Annotated in this window: 18 protein-coding genes; 7 read left to right on the top strand and 11 right to left on the bottom strand. The window is 68.8% G+C overall.

The window, feature by feature from the left end; genetic code table 11:
- Together AC07O4_RS16705 and AC07O4_RS16700 are read left to right on the top strand one after the other, a co-directional pair.
- A complete protein-coding gene (locus tag AC07O4_RS16705) occupies positions 1-2073 on the top strand; it encodes a carbon starvation CstA family protein (RefSeq protein WP_095744137.1) in 2073 nt (690 codons plus the stop codon).
- A gap of 17 nt (positions 2074-2090) precedes the next feature.
- Entirely contained in the window at positions 2091-2297 is a 207-nt protein-coding gene (locus tag AC07O4_RS16700) for a YbdD/YjiX family protein (protein WP_062472123.1), read from the top strand.
- 57 nt (positions 2298-2354) lie between these two features.
- Here AC07O4_RS16700 and AC07O4_RS16695 read toward each other — a convergent pair whose 3' ends face one another.
- Positions 2355-3239, bottom strand: coding sequence for a LysR substrate-binding domain-containing protein (locus AC07O4_RS16695; protein WP_495305155.1), 885 nt, complete (start codon positions 3237-3239; stop codon positions 2355-2357).
- Positions 3240-3309: 70 nt separating this feature from the next.
- On the opposite strand from AC07O4_RS16695, the gene AC07O4_RS16690 reads away from it, so the two are divergent.
- The 3 genes from AC07O4_RS16690 (at position 3310) to AC07O4_RS16680 (ending at position 5456) form a co-directional block, all read left to right on the top strand.
- Positions 3310-4362, top strand: a complete 1053-nt coding sequence (locus AC07O4_RS16690) for a YeiH family protein (protein ID WP_495305154.1) — start codon at positions 3310-3312, stop codon at positions 4360-4362.
- A gap of 115 nt (positions 4363-4477) precedes the next feature.
- The gene (locus AC07O4_RS16685; RefSeq protein WP_495305153.1) at positions 4478-4897 is read left to right on the top strand and encodes a sel1 repeat family protein; all 420 of its coding nucleotides are present in this window, start codon (positions 4478-4480) and stop codon (positions 4895-4897) included.
- An 82-nt stretch (positions 4898-4979) separates the two neighbouring features.
- Positions 4980-5456 (top strand): hypothetical protein, encoded by a 477-nt coding sequence (locus AC07O4_RS16680; protein WP_495305152.1) that lies wholly within the window; start codon positions 4980-4982, stop codon positions 5454-5456.
- Positions 5457-5476: 20 nt separating this feature from the next.
- On the opposite strand, the gene AC07O4_RS16675 is transcribed toward AC07O4_RS16680, so the two are convergent.
- From AC07O4_RS16675 to AC07O4_RS16665, 3 genes are read right to left on the bottom strand one after another with little or no spacing between them, the layout of a single operon-like run.
- Positions 5477-6307, bottom strand: coding sequence for an urease accessory protein UreD (locus tag AC07O4_RS16675; RefSeq protein ID WP_495305151.1), 831 nt, complete (start codon positions 6305-6307; stop codon positions 5477-5479).
- 22 nt (positions 6308-6329) lie between these two features.
- Entirely contained in the window at positions 6330-6857 is a 528-nt protein-coding gene (locus AC07O4_RS16670; RefSeq protein ID WP_495305150.1) for a nucleoside deaminase, read from the bottom strand.
- On the bottom strand, positions 6854-7882 hold the full coding sequence (locus AC07O4_RS16665; RefSeq protein WP_495305149.1) for an ABC transporter substrate-binding protein: 1029 nt from the start codon (positions 7880-7882) through the stop codon (positions 6854-6856). Before AC07O4_RS16665 ends, AC07O4_RS16670 begins: the two co-directional genes overlap by 4 nt.
- 350 nt (positions 7883-8232) lie before the next feature.
- On the opposite strand from AC07O4_RS16665, the gene AC07O4_RS16660 reads away from it, so the two are divergent.
- Complete coding sequence (locus tag AC07O4_RS16660; RefSeq protein WP_495305148.1) at positions 8233-9306, top strand: aromatic ring-hydroxylating dioxygenase subunit alpha; 1074 nt, start codon at positions 8233-8235, stop codon at positions 9304-9306.
- 51 nt (positions 9307-9357) lie between these two features.
- On the opposite strand, the gene AC07O4_RS16655 is transcribed toward AC07O4_RS16660, so the two are convergent.
- The 5 genes from AC07O4_RS16655 to AC07O4_RS16635 form a co-directional block, all read right to left on the bottom strand.
- The gene (locus AC07O4_RS16655) at positions 9358-10857 is read right to left on the bottom strand and encodes a carotenoid oxygenase family protein (RefSeq protein ID WP_495305147.1); all 1500 of its coding nucleotides are present in this window, start codon (positions 10855-10857) and stop codon (positions 9358-9360) included.
- 12 nt (positions 10858-10869) lie between these two features.
- Positions 10870-11307: a DUF2141 domain-containing protein gene (locus tag AC07O4_RS16650; RefSeq protein WP_159278020.1), complete on the bottom strand. Its 438-nt coding sequence runs from the start codon at positions 11305-11307 to the stop codon at positions 10870-10872.
- 135 nt (positions 11308-11442) lie between these two features.
- The gene (locus tag AC07O4_RS16645) at positions 11443-12552 is read right to left on the bottom strand and encodes an AI-2E family transporter (protein ID WP_495305146.1); all 1110 of its coding nucleotides are present in this window, start codon (positions 12550-12552) and stop codon (positions 11443-11445) included.
- Between the two features lie 161 nt (positions 12553-12713).
- Complete coding sequence (locus tag AC07O4_RS16640; RefSeq protein WP_062472095.1) at positions 12714-13421, bottom strand: GntR family transcriptional regulator; 708 nt, start codon at positions 13419-13421, stop codon at positions 12714-12716.
- A 5-nt stretch (positions 13422-13426) separates the two neighbouring features.
- Positions 13427-14758, bottom strand: a complete 1332-nt coding sequence (locus tag AC07O4_RS16635; RefSeq protein WP_062472092.1) for a C4-dicarboxylate transporter DctA — start codon at positions 14756-14758, stop codon at positions 13427-13429.
- Between the two features lie 235 nt (positions 14759-14993).
- Between AC07O4_RS16635 and AC07O4_RS16630 the strand changes: the two genes are divergently transcribed.
- Positions 14994-15641 carry a nucleoside/nucleotide kinase family protein gene (locus tag AC07O4_RS16630; RefSeq protein WP_495305145.1) on the top strand — a complete coding sequence of 216 codons (648 nt, stop codon included), beginning with the start codon at positions 14994-14996 and terminating at the stop codon, positions 15639-15641.
- A gap of 12 nt (positions 15642-15653) precedes the next feature.
- Here the strand turns inward: AC07O4_RS16630 and AC07O4_RS16625 are convergent, their stop codons facing one another.
- Together AC07O4_RS16625 and AC07O4_RS16620 are read right to left on the bottom strand one after the other, a co-directional pair.
- On the bottom strand, positions 15654-16589 hold the full coding sequence (locus AC07O4_RS16625; RefSeq protein WP_495305144.1) for a helix-turn-helix domain-containing protein: 936 nt from the start codon (positions 16587-16589) through the stop codon (positions 15654-15656).
- Between the two features lie 8 nt (positions 16590-16597).
- Positions 16598-17209, bottom strand: a 612-nt coding sequence (locus AC07O4_RS16620; RefSeq protein ID WP_495305143.1) for an extracellular solute-binding protein, incomplete at its 5' end; no start/stop codon positions are given.

Raw genomic sequence — 17209 nt, 5'->3', positions numbered from 1 at the left:
ATGCCCAACATTCGCCGCCATCTGGTGTGGCTGGCCGTGGCCGTGCTCGGCGCTTTTGCGCTGGGCACCGTCGCCCTGAGCCGGGGAGAGAGCATCAACGCCCTGTGGGTCGTGACCGCCGCGCTCTGCACCTACCTGATCGCCTACCGCTACTACAGCCTGTTCATCGCCGACAAGGTGCTGGGGTTGGACGCCAACCGCAAGACGCCCGCGCACCGCCACAACGACGGCCTGGACTACGTGCCGACCGACAAGAACGTGCTGTTCGGCCACCACTTCGCGGCCATCGCGGGCGCCGGCCCGCTGGTGGGCCCGGTGCTCGCCGCGCAGATGGGCTACCTGCCCGGGTTGCTGTGGGTGCTGGCGGGCGTGGTGTTCGCGGGGGCGGTGCAGGACTTCATCATCCTGTTCATCTCCACGCGCCGCGACGGCCGTTCGCTGGGCGACCTGGTCAAGCAGGAGATGGGCGTGGTGCCCGGCATGATCGCGCTGTTCGGCACCTTCATGATCATGATCATCATCCTGGCGGTGCTGGCCCTGATCGTGGTGAAGGCGCTGGCCGAATCGCCGTGGGGCAGCTTCACGGTGGCCGCGACGATTCCGGTGGCGCTGTTCATGGGCGTGTACCTGCGCTACATCCGCCCGGGCCGCATCGGCGAGGTGTCGGTGATCGGCTTCGTGCTGCTGATGGCGGCCATCTTCGGCGGCCAGTGGGTCAGCCAGCACCCGGTGTGGGGCCCGGCCTTCACCTTCGACGGCAAGGCGCTCACCTGGATGCTCGTGGGCTACGGCTTCGTGGCCGCCAGCCTGCCGGTGTGGCTGCTGCTGGCGCCGCGCGACTACCTCTCCACCTTCCTGAAGATCGGCACCATCATCGCGCTGGCCATCGGCATCGTGGTCGTGATGCCCACGCTGCAGATGCCCGCCATCACGCAGTTCGCGCAAGGCAACGGCCCGGTGTGGTCGGGCAGCCTGTTCCCGTTCCTGTTCATCACCATCGCCTGCGGTGCCGTCTCGGGCTTCCACGCGCTGATCTCTTCGGGCACCACGCCCAAGATGCTGGACAACGAACGCCACGCGCGCTTCATCGGCTACGGCGGCATGCTGGCCGAATCGTTCGTCGCCGTGATGGCGCTGGTGGCGGCCTCGTGCATCGAGCCGGGCATCTACTTCGCGATGAACAGCCCGGGCGCGCTGGTCGGCACCACGGTGCAGCAGGCCGCTGCCACCATTTCGGGCTGGGGCTTTGTGGTCACGCCCGAGATGCTGCTGCAGACGGCCAAGGACGTGGGCGAGACCACCATCCTCGGGCGCACCGGCGGCGCGCCGACGCTGGCCGTGGGCATGGCCCACATCCTTCACCAGGTGATCGGCGGGCAGGCCATGATGGCCTTCTGGTACCACTTCGCGATCCTGTTCGAGGCGCTCTTCATCCTCACGGCGGTGGACGCTGGCACGCGCGCCGGCCGCTTCATGCTGCAGGACCTGCTGGGCAGCTTCGTGCCCGCGCTCAAGCGCACCGACTCGCTGCCGGCCAACCTGATCGCCACCGCGCTGTGTGTGGCGGCCTGGGGCTACTTCCTGTACCAGGGCGTGGTCGATCCGCTGGGCGGCATCAACACGCTGTGGCCGCTGTTCGGCATCTCCAACCAGATGCTGGCCGCGGTGGCGCTGATGCTGGGCGTGGTCGTGCTGTTCCGCATGAAGCGCGAGCGCTACGCCTGGGTGGCGGCGGCGCCGGCCGTGTGGCTGCTGGCCTGCACGCTGACGGCGGGCTGGCAGAAGATCTTCTCGAGCGATCCGAAGATCGGCTTCCTGTCGCACGCAGCCAAGTACGCCGACGGCCTGGCCAACGGCGTGCTGATCGCGCCGGCCAAGACGCCCGAAGCCATGTCGCGCATCGTCTTCAACGACCGGCTCGACGCGGCGCTGTGCGCGCTCTTCATCTTCGTGGTGCTGAGCGTGCTGGTCTACAGCATCAAGGCCTGCCTGGCGGCCCGCGCGGCCAACCGGCCGACCACGCAGGAGACGCCGTTCGAGGCGATGGGCGCGGCCTCGTCCGCCGCCCACTGAACGAACGGAAAAACGCCATGGGCCTCGCCATGCCGGAAGCCGGGCGCTACATTGCCCGCTCGATCAAGCAGTCGCTGCGGCTCATGGTCGGGCTGCCCGACTACGACGTCTACCTGACGCACATGGCGGCCACCCACCCGGACCGGGCGCCGATGAGCTACGAGGAATTCTTCCGCGAGCGGCTCGAGGCGCGCTATGGCGCGGGCAAGGGCCGCTGCTGCTGACGGCAGCCGGCTGACAACAACGAAAAAAGGGCGCACACGGTGCGCCCTTTTTTCATGTCACGAGGCTTCGAGGATCTGTGCCATCCGCAGCGCCGCCGGCGAGAGCGGCCGGTTCTTGAGCGCCAGCCGGTACAGCGGCCGCGACAGCACCGCGCCCGGCAGCTTCAGCTCGCGCAGCGTGCCCAGCGCGAGCATGTCGGCCACCACCACGCGCGGCAGCATCGAGATGCCGACCCCGCTGGCCACGGTGCGCGCAATGGCTTCGTTGCTCGCCATTTCCATCCACGGCGGCGCGTCGATGCCGTGCGCCGCGCACAGCGCCTCGGTGGCCTGGCGCGTGCCCGAGCCCGGCTCGCGCAGGATCCAGTTCTGCCGGCCCAGCAGCGCGGCCGTCACGCCGCGCCGGGGCAGGGCGGCATCGGGCGGCGCCACGATGGCGAGCGGGTCGGTGGTCCATTCGCGCACTTCCACGCGCTCCTCGTCCACGCGGCCCTCGACCAGTGCGAGGTCGATGCGGCATTCGAGCAGCTGCTCGCACACCCACTGCGTGTTGCCGACCGTGACGCGCGGCACCACCGCCGGAAAGGCCGCGCAGAAGGCCGCGATCTGCGGCGGCAGCCAGTAGCTCGCCACCGTGGTGCTGGCGCCCAGCGTGAGGCTGCCGCGCTGCACGCCGACGCGCGCACGCACGTCGTCCAGCGCCGCGCGCTCCATCGCGAAGATGCCGCGTGCATGCGTGAGCAGCGACGCGCCGGCCTCCGTGAGCCGAAAGCCTTTGCCCGCGCCGCGCTCGATGAGCGTCAGGTCGAGCTGGTGCTCCAGCTCGCGGATGCCTTTGGACACCGCCGGCTGGCTGATCCACAGGCCCTCGGCCGCGCGCGAGAAGCTGCCCGCCTCGGCCACGGCGACGAACAGGCGGACCAGGTGCAGGTTCAGGGTCATAACTTAACTTCATGCATCGGTGAAGTTTATGTCTTTGACTCATGGGGTGTCGATTCCTAAGCTCGGGTCCATGTCCTCCCTTGCCGCCTCCTTGCCCGGTTTCTCCTTCGTTCGCCGCTGCGGCCCCGGCGTGCTGTTCTCTGCACTGCTGGCGGCCGCCGCCGCGCTGCTGGCCGAGTGGCCGCCGATGGTGCACCTGGGCCTGAGCGCGCTCACGCTGGCCATCGCATTGGGCATGGTGGCGGGCAACACGGTGTTCCCCGCGGTGTCGGCGCGCACCGGCGCCGGCGTGGATTTCGCACGCAGCGCCTTGCTGCGTGCGGGCATCGTGCTCTATGGTTTTCGCATCTCGCTGAGCGACATCGGCGCCGTCGGTTGGCCCGGCGTGCTGATCGCGATGGCGATGGTGGCGCTGACCTTCGGCCTCGCCGTGCGCATCGGCACGCGCTGGCTGGGGCTCGACCGCGAGACCGCCGCGCTCATTGGCGCGGGCAGCGCCATCTGCGGCGCCGCCGCCGTGATGGCGACACAGCCCGTGGTGCGCGGCGAAGAGCACAAGGTGTCGATCGCCGTCGCCACGGTGGTGGTGTTCGGCACGCTGTCGATGGTGGCGTACCCGCTGGTCTATCCGTACCTCGGGCTCAGCGAACATGCCTTTGGTCTCTTCGCGGGCTCCACCATCCACGAGGTGGCGCAGGTGGTCGCGGTCGGTGAGGCCGTCAGCCCGGGTGCGGCCAACGCGGCCGTGGTCGAAAAGATGCTGCGGGTGATGATGCTGGCGCCGTTCCTCATGGGCCTGTCGTTCCGCGTGGCGGCCTCGACGCCGGGCGCGGCGAGCCTGGGCGCGTGCTGGCGCCAGGTGCGCGTGCCATGGTTCGCGGTGCTGTTCATCGCCGTGAGCGCCGTGCATTCGCTCGACGTGCTGCCCCGCGCACTCGTCGCCGCGCTCGTGCAGCTCGACACGCTGCTGCTCGCCACCGCGATGGCCGCGATGGGCTTGCGCACCAGCGCCGCGAGCCTGCGCAAGGCCGGGGCGCAACCGCTCAAGCTCGGGGCGTTGCTGTTCGTGTTCCTGACGGCCGGCGGCTATGCGGTGAATGCGGCCGTGCTGGCGATGTTCTGAACGAATTTCGCGCAGGGCTCAGGCGGCGCCTGAGGCGTCCTGCGTGAATTCCAGTTTCTCCTGCGCGCGCCTTCGCGGGACCATCGGTGCCACGCAATTCGTGGAGAAAAAACCGATGTCATCCGAACTCAACCAGATCGCCAGCTGGTCACTGCGCTGGCGCATTGTCCTGTCAGGCGCGCTGTGCCTCGTCGCAGCCATCGCCGCGGCGAAGCCCTTCGACGCGAACACCGACCTGCAGACCGAGCAGCGCTACCAGCTCGCCCTCGAAGCGCAGGCCGCACGCGACTACCGCACGATGCTCGAGCAACTGCGCCAGGCCGCCACCGAAGGCCATCCCGAGGCGCAGGAGATGCTGGGCATGGTGCTGCTGACGGGGCCCACGCTGTACGGCTCGGCCGTGAAGGCCGATCGCTGCGAAGCGCGCACGTGGATGCTGCGCGCCGCCGGACAGGGCAGCGAAACGGCCAGGGTGCAATTGGCGTTTCTCAACAGGCTGCGCAGTGCGCCGTCCGGAAAGATCGCCTGCGGTTGATGGCGGGTGCGGCGCGGCCATACTCGGCGCTCCTTCACGAGCGCGCCGTTGCATGCCCACTCCTTCTCCCGCGGACCGACGCATGCGCAGCGTGTCCTGGCTCCTGTTCGTACTCGTACTCGCGCTCGCGCTCGCCGGGTGCACGGCAACAGGCAACAAGCCCGACGCGACCGTCACCCGGACCGCCGACGGCTACGAGGTCACGCTCTACGCCACCCGGGGCTTGATGGTGCATGACCCCGTGGCGCTGATCTTCCACCGCAGCTACGAACTCGAATCCCGCATCCGGGTGCCGTCGATCGAAGGGCGCGTCGACGCCGCCGACGCCTCGGTGTACGAGGTGAGTGAATTCGACAAGGCGGCCGAGAAGAAGGCGCCTTCCACGCACCCTGTCGACCTCCGGCTGCGGGAGCACTACGAGAAGGAGCGCAGGCCGCGCCTCACGGGCGCGCTCGTTTTCTCGGGCAACACGCTGACGGTCGACGTGCAGGCGGTGGGGCAGGGCAGTTCGTCCCCGTACCCGTTCAACGGCACCTACCGCCTGAAGACACGAAAGTAGCGGCGATTGCCGCCTGCTCCTCAGGTCGCCCAGATGCGCGGCGTGGCCGCCGGCAGTTGCCACAGCTCGCTGCGCCACGCCTGCCAGACCTGCCGCAGCAGCTGCATCGCAGGCTCGACCACCGGCGCGAGCACGCGCAGCACCACCACCTCCGCATGTGGGCTCGTCGCGCCCGCGCTCTCGTGCAGTTCGTGCACGTCGAGCAGCTCGCGCGCCTGCGCCAGCAGGGCCTCGCGCCGTGCCTTGGTCATCGGCGAGCCGGCCACGACGAACAGCGAGGCGAGGCAGCGGTGGCCGCCCAGGCCCAGCGGGCTTTGCAGCAGGCGGTGGTCGCTCGCATCGATGCGCCCGCGCTCCAGCCACACGCCGGGCGCCTCGATGTGCTGCAGGTAGGTGCCGCGTTCGAAGGGCTGGTGGGCGTTCGGAAGGCCGAGTGCGCACACGTCCCAGCCGATCATCTCGGCGCCCGGTGCGACCTCGAGCGTGAGCTGGTTCTCGGCCTGGCAGCCGCTGTAGCAGATGGCTTCGAGCGGCAGCCATTCGAGCCGCGCGCCCGGTGCGAGGCGGATGCGCGTGCGCTGCAGCGCGGTCTCGCCTTCGGAGCGGTAGAAGCGCGAGGCGCCGGGCGTGGTGATCAGGCCGTGGCTGCCGTCGGCGGCCTCGATGTCGATGTCGAGCGTGTCGCCGCCCACGAGACCGCCGGGCGGGTGCACCAGCACGTTGTGGCACACGGCATCGCCCTCGGGGTAGAGGCTCTGCAGGATGCGCAGCGGGCCGTCGTGGCGGAAACGGGCGACGCTGCGGTCGGCTTCTTTTTGGTAGGCGAGGTGGAGACGGGCGTGCCAGGGCATGCGGGGAGTCTAGTGCGCCGGCTCAGGTCTTCCAGGCGCCGTCGTGCGCGGCAGCCGCTTCATCGATGAGCGCAGGCCCGATGCACTCGATCGGATGCGGCGAGGCACGGAACACATCGCGGCACGACAACTCCGCGTCGCGCTGGTCCTGCCGCTCGCCACGGAACACGCGCAGCCGCTGCGCGTCGATGCCGAACACCACGCGGCCGATGTTCGACCAGAAGATCGCGCCCGCGCACATCACGCAGGGTTCGCCCGAGGCATAGAGCGTGGCGCCGGCCAGCTCCTCGCGCGTGAGGCCGCGGCCGGCCAGCGCGCGCAGCGCGTTCACTTCGGCGTGCGCGGTGCAGTCGCCGGTTTCTGCGTTGCTGTTCGCGGCCTCGGCCAGCACTTCGCCGGCGGCCGAGACGATGACCGAGCCGAAGGGCCGGTTGCCGCGCCGGCGCGCGGCATGCGACCACACGATGGCCTTGCGCAGGTAGCGGCCGTCGCGCTCGTCGAGCGTGGTTTCTTCGGGGAGGGCGGAGGTGGAGTTTTCAGGAAGGTTCATGCCTTGGGTGCGGGAAGAAGGCGCTCGCTGCGCGCAGGCAGCATCGAGCTATTGAAGAGGGCATCGGCCGAGGGCCGCGTCTTCAGGCCGAAGGTGTCGGCCACCTCGTCGACCTGCTGTTCGAGCGTGAGCTTGCGGATGTCGCCCAGCCCGTGGCCGCGCGTGTCCGCCGCGCCCACGTACTGCGCCGTGAGGCCCCAGCGTTCGAGTTCGACCTTCTCGTCCAGGATCGGTTCGCGCTGGCGCATGGCCGCGATGCTCGGCACGGGGTTGGCAAAGGTCTCGACGATGGCGCGGTTGGTGCCGCGTAGAAAGGCCGCCACCACCTTCGGGTTCTGCGCGATGAGGTTGCTGCTCGCGAGGATCGCGTTGCCGTACAGGTTGACGCCCGCATCCGCGTACTTGAGCACCGAGAGCTCGTCGGCCTTCATGCGCGCGAAGAGCGAGACGGCCGAGTCGTGGAAGTAGGTGGCGGCATCGACGTCGCCGCGCACCATCACGTTGTCGCGCGCGCTGAAGTCGGTGGTCTGCCACTGGAAGGCGTCGCCGCGCATGCCCTGCCTGCGCGCCACCATCGGCCAGGCGCGCCGCGTGGACTCGACGGCGGCGGCCGCCACCTTCTTGCCGGTGAGGCTCTTGAAGTCGGTCGTCACGCCACGGTCCTTGCGCCCGATGATCACGAACGGTGCACGGTTGTAGTACTGGTACACGGCCTGCACCACCGGCGTGCCCGGGTTCTGTGCATTGAACTCGACCAGCGAGCTGATGTCGCCCAGGCCCAGCTGGTAGACGCCGCTGGCGATGCGCGTGATCGACGCGACCGAGCCGGCGCCGGTGTCGATCGTCACGTCCAGCCCCTCGTCGCGGTAGTAGCCCTTGGCCTGCGCCAGGAAGAAGGGCGCGGTCTGGCCGTTGATGCGGAAGTCGAGCGTGAACTTGAGCGGTGTGAGCTTGCCGCCCTGCGCGAACACGGCAGGGGCGGCGAGGGTGGCGGCAGCGGCGGCAAGAAAGGATCGGCGTTGCATGGTGGGGCCTCGGAGTCGGTGGTCTTGACGGATGCCTCCCACCGCGGGCGGGAGGCGCCTCAAGAGCAATTTCCGGGCGGGCGCACGGGGATGGTGCGTGCGCTGCTGAACGCTTCTACTCTTGCCCGCTGTCTTGCATGAGGCATGCCAGGGTATGGCGCTCGGGCATCGCGGCGCGGGGCTTGGACGCGCGACAAGGGCGCGCCACAATCCGGGCGCGCTAATTGCAAGTCGATCGGCGCAGAGTAGAAGCGTTCAGCCTCGCGCATGCCTTTCATCAGGCATGCCGACGAAGCAGGAAATTGCTCTTTCACGTTCGTTCCCCCACGCAACAACGAAGGAGTTCGCCCATGCTCGTCACCCGACAACCCGTCTTCCGCAAGTTCTGGCATGCCGTCATGCCGCTCACCGAACTGGCCCACGGCCCCAAGCCCTTCCGGCTGCTGGGCGAAGACATCGTTCTGTTTCTCGACGCCGACGGCCAGCCGGCTGCCCTGCGCGACCGCTGCTGCCACCGCACCGCCAAGCTCTCGAAGGGCTGGTGCGTGGACGGCGAAGGCAAGGCCTGCGGGCAGGGCGCGATCCAGTGCGGCTACCACGGCTGGACCTACGACCGCAGCGGCCAGGTGGTGCGCATTCCGCAGTACGAGCCCGACCGCAAGATTTCGCCCGAGTACAAGACCACGGCCTACCCCTGCACTGCGCGCTACGGCTATGCCTGGGTGGCGCTGGAAGAACCCATTGCCGATATCCCGGCCATTCCCGAGTTCGACGACCCGGGCTACCGCACCATCTTCCAGTTCTACGAAGAGTGGCAGACCAGCCCGATGCGCGCGCTCGAAAACTCGTTCGACAACTCGCACTTCAGCTTCGTGCACCGCGCCACCTTCGGCGTGGCCGCCAGCCCGAAGCCGAGCAGGTACGAGCTGGTGGAAAACGAGTCGGGCTTCTACGCCGAGACGGTGATCGAAGCGACCAACCCTGTGAAGTTCCACGCCATCAGCGGCGTGACCGACGCGATCACCACGCGCCACATGCGCAACGCCTACTTCCTGCCGTTCGCGCGCCGCCTCGACATCGAGTACCCGAGCGGCATCCGCCACATCATCATCAACTGCTTCACGCCCATCGACGACGGGCGCATGCAGCTGTGCCAGTGGCTGTTCCGCAACGACACCGAGGCCGACTGCGCGGCGCAGATGCTGATCGACTTCGACGAGGAGATCACGCGCGAGGACAAGGACATCCTCGAATCGACCGACCCCGACGCGCTGGTCGACACGCGCCGGCGCGGCGTGGAGTACTCGATGGAGTCCGACCGGCCGGGCATGCTGATCCGCAAGCACCTGATGCAGCTGCTGGCCAGGCACGGCGAGGCGGAGGTGCATCGGGGCATGACGATCCCGATCGCGAAGGCCGCCTGAACGTGATGCCGCTGGAGGCCCCGCGTGCGCGTGGCCGCAGCGGTCAGTCGTTCAGGCCTTCACGAAGGCGCCGTGCAACCCCAGCGGCAGCGCGTAAGGCAGCGTGGCCTGTGCCACCGGCCCGGCGTCCAGGTGGTCGGCAGCAAAGCACGACAACACCGTCCGTTGCCGCCCGAAGTCCAGCGCGGTGCCCAGCACCCAGCCGGGCCTGGCGCCGTCGGGCACGAAGACGTGCTCTTCCACGATGGCCTGCGCGCCGTAGCTGAAGCGCTGGCTGCGTCCGCTCTCGATGTCGGTGCGCGCGACGGCGCCGAAGCCCGGCACGTCGGCGCGCGTCTGCGTGGCGTGCACCACCTGGCGGTGGCGCAGGCCGACGCGGCGCGGGTCGATGCGCGGGAACTCGGCCTCCAGCGGCAGTTCGCGCTGCGTGGCCTTGCCAGTGCCCAGGTCGAGCGTGGCGACGGTCAGGCGCGGCTCGTTGCGGCGCACGCGGCGCGCGCGCATCACCTCGCGGTTGCTGGTGAACACCGACTCGGCGTTCTGCGTGCGCACGTAGTCGATGTGGATGCGCGCACCGCGCGGTGTGTCTTCTTCCCACGCATTGCCGACGTGGAACAGGAAGCCGGCCGGCAGCTCCAGCAGCTGGCGCTTGTCCCAGTCCTGCTTGTCGACCACCAGCGCGCGCATGCCGAGTTCGGGCCGCCAGACGTGGGCATCGAGAAAGCTCGCGCCGGCCTCCTTGCGCTTGCTGTCGTACACCAGCGGCGGCATGAGGAACACCAGGTGCCGCGCGGTCACGGCGAAGTCGTGAACCATCGGCAGCTCGGGCACCGGCACCACGGCCGCGCGGCGCAGCGCGCCGCCGGGCGCGATCTCGTACAGCGCCAGCAGGCTCTGGCCCGAGCTCACGCCGAAGTTCCACACGGTGCCGTCCGGGTCGACCTTGGGGTGGGCCGAGAAGGGCATGCCGGCGAGGTCGGCGCGCCAGGTCTTCACGCCCAGCGTGTCGAGCGTGCGCGCATCGATGCGCGTGGCCGAGCCGCCTTCCCACAGCGCCAGCACCTCGCCCTGCATCGGCAGCACGCTGGTGTTGGCGACGTTGATGGCGTCGGCCGAGGTGGGCGGCTCCACGCCCGGCGGCATGGTGCCGAAGGCTTCGGTGAGGTGGCGGCCGGCCTTCACCTCGGCCACGCGCTTGGGCGTGGCGACGTAGCGGCCCTGGTGGCGCACGTCGGCGCCCTCGATGACGAAGCGATGGACCATGCCGTCGCCGTCGAACCAGTGGTGGTAGCGCTCGCCGCCCAGGTCGTGGCCGGCCGGGCCGATGCGAAACAGCGTGCCGGCGACGGCGTCGGGAAAGCGCCCGCGCACGGTGGCGCGGGTCAGCGGCAGGTCGCCCGGGGGCGTGGCGAAGCCGATCTTCCAGGGCGCGTCGGCGGCTTCGAACTGGGCTTGCCAGTCGTCGGTGGTGCCGGCCGCGCGTGCGAGCGGGGCGAGCAGCGGCAGGGCGCCGGCCGTGGCCAGCAGGCGCAGGAGTTCGCGTCGTTCCATGGCCGTGTCTCCTCAGCGCAGGTGGATGACGGCCTGCGCGTCGGCGTCGATGCGCAATGCCGCGGCCTCGAAGTCGGGCGCGCCGCGGTTGCCCTTGGCGTCGTTCGAGAAGCCGTAGCGTTCGATCGGCATGCCCACCAGGTTGGTGTCGAGCTTGCCGTTGCCGTTCTCGTCGGCGAACACGCGCAGCGCGTAGCGGCCCGGCGCCAGGTCTGTGAAGACGAAGCGGGCCTTGCCTTCGCGCAGGGGCGCGGTCTGCGAGGCGAGGGCCTTGCTCTCGGCGTAGCTGGCGGCGTCGTTGTACAGCGCGACGTAGAGCGTGGCGCCGGCGGCCGGGCCGTCGGCGATGCGCAGGTTCAGGTCGGCGGCCAGGGCGCCGAGCGGGGCGAGCGCGGCAGCGGCGATCAGGCCGCGCGCGGCGGGGCGAGAGAGGAAAGCGGGAAGGTGCATGGCAGGCCTCGTGGTGGGTGGAGGGCCCGACGATCCCGCAGTCGCCGGGCGGTGCCCAGCGTCATGCGACGGAATGCGTGATTGCGCGCGCGAAATGCGCGCAGAGGGAGTGAACGCCGGGGGGCCGGCGTCGTGTCAGGCCTTGTCCTGCCCGTCCTTCGGCGCCTGCGCGGCCTCTTCGACCGCGTGCCCCGTGCCCACATGGCTCGAGTCCGCAAAGAGGCTCCAGGCCGCCATGAACAGCGCCGCGATCACCGGCCCGATCACGAAGCCGTTGATGCCGAAGATCGCCATGCCGCCGATGGTGGACATCAGCACGATGTAGTCGGGCATCTGCGTGTCCTTGCCCACCAGCACGGGGCGCAGGATGTTGTCGACCAGGCCGATCACGAACACGCCGATGAAGATCAGCACGCCGCCCTGCCAGAAGTGGCCGGTGGCCAGGTAGTAGATGGCCACGGGCCCCCAGATCAGCGCCGCGCCCACGGCCGGCAGCAGCGACAGGAAGGCCATCAGCACCGCCCACAGCAGCGCGCCCTGCACGCCCAGGAACCAGAAGGCCAGCCCGCCGATGGTGCCCTGCGCAATGGCCACGGCCACGTTGCCCTTCACGGTGGCGCGGATCACGGTGGTGAACTTGTTCAGCAGGTAGTGCGTGTGCGGCTTGGCCAGCGGCAGCGCGTCGCGCATGGTCTTCGAGAGCGACGTGCCGTCGCGCACCAGGAAGTACAGCAGGTACAGCATCACGAAGAAGCTCACCACGAAGTCGAAGGTGTTCTGCCCGATGGCCAGCGCCTGGCTGGCGATGAGCTGGCTGGCCTGGCCCGCGATGGCCGAGACGCGCGCCTGCCAGGCCGCCATGTCGCCCAGGTTGAAGCGCTCCACGATGTTCAGCAGCCACTGCGGCGTGGCGTTCAGGATCTGCTGGAAGTAGGCCGCGAAGTTGATCTGGCCCGAGCGGATGCTCTGGGTGATCAGCGCGATCTCCTGCACCAGCGACACGCCCACCATCGCCAGCGGCAGGATCACGATGAAGAGGCAGATCGCCAGCGTGGACATCGCGGCCACGTTGCGCCGGCCGGGCATCTTCTTGAGCAGCCACTTGAACAGCGGCGTGAACAGAATCGCCAGTGCCACCCCCCAGAGCACCGCGCCGAAGAACGGCATCAGCACCCACAGAAAGGCGACGGTGACGGCGGCAAGCAGGGCGAGGAAGACGCCGCGCTGGAGTTGGGGAGAGTTCATAAGTGTCTCGGACTGTAGCCGAGCCGGAACCCGCCACCGTGTCAGCCGGCGCGCCCTTGTGCGGCGCAACAGGGTTGCCAAGGAAAAACGCCGCAGGCGCAGGGCCGGCGGCGGGTGTCAGCTATGCAATCGATAGCTGATCGTGGCACAAATGCACAGCTTCAACGTCTGGCGGCGCGCGGCAGCGCCACCGGCGCCAGCGTGGCGCGCAGCCGGCTCGGCGCGTCGGGCTCGGCGGTGGCGTCGACCTCCAGCGCCCGTTCGACATTGCCGATGTGGTCGAGCATGAGCTGGCGCGCCTGCTCGATGTTGCCGGCCTCGAGCGCCGCGACGATGGCGCCGTGCTCCGCGCACGACTGTCCGGCCTCGTGCTTCGACTGGTAGAGCGTGGCCGCCAGCGTGGTGCGGGCCGTGAGGTCGCGCAGCACGTCGACCAGCAGCTGGTGGCCCATCTGCTCGGCCAGGCAGACATGGAAGTCCGCCAGCAGGAAGGCGCGCGTGGCGGCGTCGGCGCCTTCGATGGCGCGCTGCTCGTCGGCGATGTGGTCGCGCAGCTTGCGGATCACCTGGCCCAGCGGGCGGCCCTCGCTGGCCGCGAGGATGCCGGCCTCGACGATGCGGCGCGCCGAGAAGGCGTCGCGCGCCTCCTCGGCCGAGGGCTCCACCACGTACCAGCCGCGGCGCGACTGCACCTCGACGAAACCGCGCGCCTGCAGCTGCATCAGCGCCTCGCGCACCATGGTGCGGCTGACCGAGAAGTTCTCGGCCAGCGCCTGCTCGCCGAGCCGGTCGCCGGGCGCGAGCTTCTGCGCGAGGATGGCCTCGACGACGCGTTCGGCGATGGCGGTGGGGCTGACGTCGGCGGGCATTTTTTTCAGTGGGCGGTGGAAGCGGCGGTGCCGGTGTTTACCACGGGCGCCTCGGCCAGCGGCTCGTCGTCGGGCGAATAGGTGCCGTCGAGCACGGCATGGGCACGCTCGCGGTCGATGTCGCCTTCCCACGCGGCGATCGCCACGGTGGCCACGCAGTTGCCGATGAGGTTGCCCAGCGCGCGGGCGATGCCCATGAACCAGTCGACCGACAGCACCAGCACCAGGCCGATGGCGGGAATCGCCGGAATCGCATGCAGCGTGGCGGCCAGCACCACGATCGCCGAGCCCGGCACGCCGTGCGCGCCCTTGGAGGTGACCAGCGCGATCGCCAGGATGGTCAGCAGGTCGGCCATCGAGATCGGCGTGTTGGTGGCCTGTGCAATGAACACGGCCGCCAGCGTGATGTAGATCGAGAACGCGTCGAGGTTGAACGAGTAGCCCGTGGGAATCACCAGGCCCACCGTCGAATCGCGGATGCCCATGCGGCGCAGCTTGGCCATGATCTGCGGCAGCACGCTGTCCGACGAGGTGGTGGCGAACACGATGGCGAGTTCTTCGCGCAGGTAGCGCAGCAGCTTCCAGAGGCTGAAGCCCGACATGCGCATCACCAGCCCCAGCACCACGAACACGAAGACCAGCACCGCGCCGTAGAAGAGGGCGACCAGCATGCCCAGCTGCTTGAGCGAGCCGATGCCGTACTTGCCGACCGTGAAGGCAATGGCACCCAGCACGCCCAGCGGCGCCAGCTTGATGATGATCCCCATGATCTTGAACAGCACCAGCGAGAGCGCGTCCACCACCGCCGCCACCGGCGCGCCGCGATCGCCCAGCAGCGACAGCGCGCAGCCGAACAGCACCGCGAACAGCAGCACCTGCAGCACGTCGCCCGTGGCGAAGGCGGCCACCACCGTGGTGGGAATGAGCTTCATCAGGAACTCGACCGTGCCGCCGCTCGTGAGCTTGTCGGCGTTGGAGGCGTAGGCGCTCATGGCGCTGGCGTCGAGCGCCTTGGGGTCGACGTTCATGCCCACGCCCGGCTCGAACACGAAGGCCAGCACCAGGCCCATCGCCAGCGCGATGGTGGTCAGCACCTCGAAGTAGATCAGCGCCTTCACGCCGACCCGGCCCACGCGCTTGAGGTCGCCCGCGCCGGCGATGCCATGCACCACCACGCAGAACACCAGCACGGGAATGATCATCTTGATCAGCTTGATGAAGCCGTCACCCAGCGGCTTGAGCTTGGCGGCGAACTCGGGCGCAAAGAGGCCGACGAGCACGCCGATCACCAGTGCGATGACCACCTGTCCGAAGAGCGATTTGGCAAAGCGAGGCATGGAAATCTCCTGTCGTTGTCGTGTCGAGGTTTTGCATGCAAGGATCGCTTTTTCTTGCATACAAGAACTGTAGGCAAGAAGATTGCAGGGGGTTCAGAGGGTATTCCCGGGGCGTTCCGGCTGCCTGCGGGGGCTCGGGCGTGAACCTTCCAGCTTTGAAGCGCCGTGCGCCATGTGCAAAGAACGAAGGCGCCATCGGCAAACTCCGGGGAGGCGCGGGCGATACGCTGCAGCCATGAATGCCATGCCGCAGCCCTTCTTTCTTCCTTCAGATTCAGTCGCACGCCTGCATGCCCTGATGGCCGGCGGCCAGCGCAAGCTGCTGGGGCTGGTCGGTGCGCCCGGCGCAGGCAAGTCCACGCTCGCGATGGCGTTGCGCCAGGCGGCTGGCGCCGGCTGCGCGCAGGTCGTGCCGATGGACGGCTTTCACCTCGCCAACGTCGAATTGCAACGGCTCGGCCGTGCCGACCGAAAGGGCGCGCCCGATACCTTCGACAGCGCCGGCTACGTCGCCCTGCTGCAGCGGCTGCGCAATCAGCGCCCCGACGGTGACATCGTCTACGCCCCCGAGTTCCGCCGCGAGATCGAGGAGCCGATCGCCGGTGCCATTGCGGTGCTGCCCTCGACGCCCCTCGTCATCACCGAAGGCAACTACCTCCTGCACGACGTCGGCCCCTGGGCGGGTGTGGCGGCGATGCTCGACGAAGTCTGGTACGTGGACATCGACGACGCGGTGCGCGAGGAACGCCTGATCGCGCGCCATCGGCAGTTCGGCCGCAATGCCGAGGCCGCGCGCGACTGGGTGGCCAGCACCGATGCACCGAACGCGCGCCTGATCGCTGCAACGAAGGCTCGCGCTCACCACGTGTTCACATGGCCGTGAGCCCCGCCGCCCTCAGCGAGGGTCCGCAAACGCCTTGCGAAACGCGGAAGGCGTCATTCCCTTCACCGCAAGGAAGCGACGGTTGAAGTTGGCGACGTTGTTGAACCCGACGTCCTGGCAGATCGCGGCGATCGGATCGCGCGCATGCGCCAGCAGCTGGCACGCCCTGGACACGCGCAGCTGGATCAGGAAGTCCGTGAATGTGTTGCCCGTGCGCCGATGAAAGAGGCGCGAGAAGTGGCTCTTGCTCATGCCGAAGTGCCGAGCCACCCGCGGCATCGAGAGGTCTTCGGCATAGCGGTCGTTCATGAAGCCGATGATCGCGTCGATCTGCGCCATCGAGCTTGCGTCCTCCGCCGCATCGGTCCAGGGGTTGGAGAGCAGCCGGTAATCCTTCCACTCACCGAGCACGCAGAGGAACTCGAGGAAGACCGAGAACCTCGATATGCCCTGGCTGGCGCGGATGCGGCCGAAGTAGTCGCCGGCGAGCGCCGACATGTCGAAGAATTCGATGCCGCGTGCAGACCGGTCCAGAAGGGGCAGCACGTCCTTGAGTTCCGAGATCGATTCGGACGCCCGGTCCAGCGGCCCCCGGTCGAAGACGATGCAGTGATCGCGCAGTGCCACGCCGCCGGCGGGTGCGTTCGTCGAGATCCAGTTGTGAGGAAGCCTCGGGCCTGTGATCACGAGGTTGCCCGGCTCGAAGGTGCCGATGTAGTCCCCCACGAACATCTTTCCGCAGGTGGACACGACCAGGTGGATCTCGTAGTCGTCGTGGTAGTGCCACCGGATGAGCGGCGAGGGCGTGCCGTGGCTCACGCAGCGCACGAGCCTGTCGAGATCGGACGAGGGGCTGTAGCCGAGCTCTGCGTTGCGGCACAGCGGATCTTCCCTGGACGGGTGAGACTTTTCCATGTGCTGTCTGGTCGTCCGTTGCGTTGGCTTCAAAGCGCCGGCTACTTGTAGTAGCCGGCCTTCTTCATCTCTCGCTCGGCGATGCTCTGCGAGGTCTTCAGCGCCTGGTCGACCGTGACCTTGCCCGACAGCGCCGCGCTCATCTGCTGGCCCACGCCGGTGCCGATGGCCTGGAACTCGGGAATGGCCGCGTACTGCACACCGACGTACGGCGACTTGGGCAGGGTGCTGTCACTGAGGTTGGCGCTGTCGATGGCCTTCTTCTCGGCGGCGGCGAACCTGGCGACCTTCTGGAACTCGGGGTTCGCGTAGGTCGACTTGCGCGTGCCGGTGGGCACGGAGGCCCAGCCGTTCTCCTTGGCCACGAGGTTGACGTACTCCTTGGAGGTCGCCCACTTCACGAAGGTCTGTGCGGCGGCGCCCTTGGTCGAGCTGGCGGGAATGGCGAGGTTCCAGGTCCACAGCCAGTTGGCGCCCTTCGGCGTCACGGCGACGGGTGCTTGCGCGAAGGCCACCTTGTCGGCCACCTTCGACTGCTTCGGATCGCTGATGAACGAGGCCGCGATGGTCGCGTCGACCCACATGCCGCACTTGCCTTCGTTGAAGAGCGCGAGGTTCTCGTTGAAGCTGTTGGCCGAGGCGCCCGGCGGGCC

The sequence above is a fragment of the Variovorax sp. GW821-FHT09D04 genome, assembly GCF_059416405.1.
Note: the sequence above shows the minus strand (reverse complement) of the source record. Positions and strands in the feature narration are given on the sequence as shown.